Source organism: Terrabacter sp. P5_B1 (assembly GCF_056400505.1).
The window spans coordinates 1-4,595 of the sequence record NZ_JBFULD010000328.1 but is presented as its reverse complement, the minus strand read 5'-3'; the positions used below and the strand labels follow the sequence as shown (position 1 = coordinate 4,595).

Below are 4,595 nucleotides of genomic sequence, written 5' to 3'. Positions count from 1 at the left end.
CGACGCCCGAGGCGGGCGCGGCGACCGCGCCCGGCCCGGTCATCGTCGCCCGACAGGGTGACCGGGTCGTGCTGACGCTGCACAACGGCCTCGGTGAGGCCACGGCGCTCGCGCTGCCCGGGCAACCGGCCTCGGCCATCACCGAGGGGCTGTCCACCGCGGCCACGACGCCGGGCATCGCGCCCGGAGCCACGGCGCGCTACGCCTTCACGGCCACCCGGGCCGGGACCTTCCTCTACGAGGCCGGCCACACCGCCGGGGGCGCCCGCCAGGTGGCGATGGGGCTCGCCGGTGCGCTCGTCGTGCTCTCGGCGGACGGCACGGCATACGGGCAGAAGTACGACGACGAGACGGTGCTCGTGCTCAGCGAGATCGACCCCGCCCTCAACGCCGACCCGGCCAAGTTCACCGACCTGCGCGAGTTCAAGCCGAAGTTCCGGCTCATCAACGGCAAGCCGTTCCCCTCGACCGATTCGGTCGCGACCGACCAGGCGCACACGGTGCTGCTGCGCTACGTCAACGCAGGGACGGAGCTGCACCCGATGAGCCTGCTCGGCGGGGAGCAGCGGCTCCTCTCGCACGACGGGCACGCCCTCGGCTCGCCCGCGCCCTCCGTCATCGCCGCGGTCGACCCCGGCGTGACGATGGACTCGCTCGTCACGATGCCCTCAGGCGCCGAGGCGAAGGTCGCCCTCTACGAGTCGGCCGCCCAGCTCGACAACGGCGGACAGGCCGTGGGCACCGACCCCACCTCGGTCGCCTTCGGCGGCATGCTCACCTTCCTCGACACGAACGCACCACCGCCGAGTGACGACAAGGTCGGCCCGGCCTCGACCGCGGTCGCTGTCACGCCCAACCCGGCCGACGGCGTGGGTCCCGTGACGGTGACTGCCACGGTGACCGACGGCAACAGCGGCGGAGCGGCCGTCGACCAGGCGGAGCTCGTCGTCGACGACGACGTCGCGACGGTCGGTCCGGGCACGAGCACCATCCAGATGACCGGCACGTTCGGCAGCACCTCGGCAGCCGTGTCGGGCACCATCCCGGCGAGCGCGACGTCCGACCAGTGCAGCTCCACGACCCCTCCGGTCGACCTGCACTGCCTCAGCTCGAGCAGGCACACGATCTACGTCCGCGGCCACGACGCCGCTGGCAACTGGGGCGTCGTCGGCTCGGTCGTCCTCAACCTGGCCAAGACGGGGCCGCAGACGGTCGCCGGCACGGCGACCCCGAACCCGGCCAACGGCACGGGCAACGTCACGCTCAGCGCCACCGGCGACGACACCGCCGCCGGCGGCCAGATCACAGGCGCCGAGTACTTCGTCGGCACCCTGGGCGCCGACGGCCAGGGCACCCCGATGACGCCGAACCGCACGGCCACGAAGGTCGCGCTCACCGCGACCATTCCGGCGGCCAGCGTGAAGGCGGCCGGCGAGGGCACGACGCACGTCTTCGTCCACAGCCGCAACAGCCAGAACATCTGGGGGCCGCCGCTCGACGTGCCACTCGTCGTCGACGTCACCGCTCCGCAGGTCAACGCCGCCACGGTCGGGCCCAACCCGACCAACGGAGTAGCCAGCTCGAAGGCCTACCCCGGCTACCTCGTCGTCTCGACGGAGGTCGAGGACCGGGACGCCGGCGGCGCCACGCAGAGCAACATCACCGGGGCCGAGGCCTTCCTCGACCCGGGAGCCGCACCCGTCTTCGGCAAGGGGCTCACGCTCATCCCGGTCGACGGCGCCTTCGACTCACCGAAGGAGCAGGCATACGGCCTCATCCCGCTGACCCAGGTCAAGTCGCTCGACCCGGCCGCCCCCCACTTCGTCCACGTCCACGCCAAGGACGCGGCCGGCAACTGGGGCAGCCTCACGGCCGACAACGCCGCCGTGCGCCTGATCATCGACAAGACCGCCCCGGTGCTCGGAGCGCTCACGGCGACTCCCAACCCGACGAAAGGCGCACCCAGCGTCGCGCTGACGGGGCCGGTCACCGAGACCGTGCCGAACTACGTCGGACCGCGGTTCCAGGCTGCGGAGTACTGGGTCGGCACGACCGACCCGGGGGTCGGCAAGGCCACTCGTCTCACCACGGTGCTCGACGACGGCACCAAGGGCGGCGCCGACGTCCCGGTGACGGGTCTGGCGAACGGCCAGTACACCTTCAACCTGCGGCTGCAGGACGCGGCCGGCAACTGGAGCAACGCCTCGACGGCCACCGTCAACGTGGTCCGCCCCAACCTGATCTTCGGCGACCTGTTCGACACCTCGCTGTCGAGCTGGTCGGCGCGGATCGGGCAGGTGGCCGGTACGACGGCAGCCGGCATCCCCGCGAACAGCACCAACGTGGGGCTGGCCGCGACGGTGGGGGCCCGCAACGCACCGGCCTACGTCGTCGATGACACGCCGGTCGACGAGTCGACCTATCACGCCCAGTTCTCGTTCGACCCCAACACCCTGACCACCGGCACCAGTGCAACAGCCTGGGCGACGGTCTTCGAGGGGCGGACGACCACCGGGCAGGCCTTCGCGGTGCAGTACCACCGCGTCGGCACCGGGGCCGCCAACGGACAGGTGCGGATCGTCATGAGCGTCCTGAACCGCAACCGGATCGGCACCACGACCGGTCCCGCGGTGAACCTCACCGCAGGCGCGCACACGGTTCGGGTCGACTGGGCCCAGGGGCAGGGCGGCTCGCTCCGCCTCCTCGTCGACAGCACCCTGCGCGGCACGCTCAACGGCAACAACACGGGCGCGGCGATGCAGGTCCAGTCGGCTCGCCTGGGCGTCATCGCAACCACCACCAACACGTCGACCATGGCGGGCACGGCCAGGTTCGACGGCTTCACCTCGACCCGGAACAGCATTCCCTGATCCGGTCCCACCTCGTGCCGGGGTCACCTGCCCGTGACCCCGGCCGGCAGCATCGGAGGGCAGTCCGAATGAGCATCACCACAGAAGTTCCGTCCGTCCCGCCACCGGTCGGCGCCGACGATCCGCCCCGGCGGGCCAGCGGGGACGGTCGGACCAGGACGGCGCTCGCCGTCGTCGCCGTCCTCGTCGTCGCCGTCCTCGGTCTGCTGGGGGCTCGCGCCCTCCGCGCCGGGGACGACGACCCGGGCCGACCGGTCCCGCAGTCCGCGGAGATGGAAACCGCCCTCGGCGTACGGATGTCCCGTGTCGCCGTGGTCGGCGACGGCGGCCTCGTGACCCTGAGCTACGTCGTCCTCGACGTCGACAGGGCCACGCGCTTCCAGGCCGACACGAAGCACCCGCCGGTGCTCCGCAGCGAGGCTCGTGACGGCTCCACGAGCCGGGTCTCGATCATGCGCCAGGGGCACATCAACCGCGCGGGTGCCACGTACTACTTCGTCTACCAGAACACCGGTGGCGCCCTGCGCGCCGGTGAGGACGTGACGATCGAGTACGCCGACCTGCGCCTCGAGCACGTCCCGGTGCTGTGATGGGCGCGCGACGCCTCCTCGTGAGCCTGGGGGTGGCCATCGGGACGGCCCTGGTCGTCGGCCTCGGGGCGTCTCCCGCCTCGGCCCACGCCTACCTCGCCTCGAGCAGCCCGGCCGACGGCGCGAGCCTCGCTGCCGCGCCGCGGACGATCGAGCTGCGCTTCACCGAGCACGTCGTCATAGAGGCGACGGCGATCACCGTCACCGAGCCGAACGGCCACCAGGTGGCCCTGTCCGGGCTGAGCCTCGTCGAGAGCGACGAGGACCAGGAGGCGCCCTCGACCGTCGTGGCGCCGGTCCCGACGCTGGGCGTCGGCGCGTACCACGTGTCGTGGAGCACGCTGTCGAGCGACGACCTCCACAAGTCCACCGGCACCTTCGCCTTCGGCATCCAGAACGAGGTGCAGGCGGCCGGCCCGAGCGAGACGAACCCCGACCTCTTCGAGCTCGTCGGCCGGTGGGCGGTCCTCGCCGGTCTGGGCGCCGGTCTCGGTGCCGTCGTCGTGGGCCGTCTCCTGCACCGGCTCCCCGCCGACGCGGGGCGTATGCCGCGAGCCTGGCTGCGTCGTCAGGCGGCCCGGCTCCTCGTGGTCGCGACGGGCGTGGCGCTCGCGGTCGCCATCGTCGACCTGGTCCGGTTCGGGTCCGGGGCCTTCACGACGAGCTACGTCGTGCGCTGGAGCCTGCGCGAGCTCGCCCTGCTGGGTGCCGCGTTGGTCCTCGGCAGGCGTCTCGGCAGGCGTCTCGGCAGGCGTCTCGGGGGGCGTCGTGGCGACCTCACCGCCACCGCAGCGCTCGCTGGAGCCGGACTGCTCACGGTGAGCATCGGTCACTTCGGCCTGCGCGGCGGCGCGACGTGGGTCATCACCTCGACGGCGCACCTCCTCGCCGCCCTCCTGTGGGCCGGGTCGGTGGCTGGGCTCGCACTCCTCGGTGTGCGGTCCGCCCGGCTGGGGCTGTCGCGTGGGCAGGTCCGCACGGTCCTTCGGGGCTTCCACGTGCCGGCGACGATCTCGGTCGTCGTCATCGCCGTCTCCGGCATCTACCTCGCGAGCGACGTCGTCGTCTCGGTCGACGCCGTCCTGCTGACGACGTACGGCCGGGTCCTGCTCGCCAAGGTCGCGCTCGCGGGGCT

The 4,595-nt window shown here is 72.5% G+C and carries 3 protein-coding genes; all 3 read left to right on the top strand.

What is annotated here, in order from left to right; genetic code table 11:
* The coding region (locus AC1DP0_RS18385) for a multicopper oxidase domain-containing protein (protein ID WP_478087234.1) at window positions 1-2,870 on the top strand (2,870 nt) is incomplete at its 5' end.
* A 68-nt stretch (window positions 2,871-2,938) separates the two neighbouring features.
* A complete protein-coding gene (locus AC1DP0_RS18380) occupies window positions 2,939-3,460 on the top strand; it encodes a hypothetical protein (protein ID WP_478087232.1) in 522 nt (173 codons plus the stop codon).
* On the top strand, window positions 3,460-4,595 hold a 1,136-nt coding region (locus tag AC1DP0_RS18375; protein WP_478087230.1), incomplete at its 3' end, for a copper resistance CopC family protein. The genes AC1DP0_RS18380 and AC1DP0_RS18375, both read left to right, overlap by 1 nt.

Excerpts from the sequence above, each read along its gene's own strand:
- AC1DP0_RS18380 (WP_478087232.1), top strand. The coding sequence starts at position 2,939 with ATGAGCATCACCACAGAAGTTCCGTCCGTCCCGCCACCGGTCGGCGCC.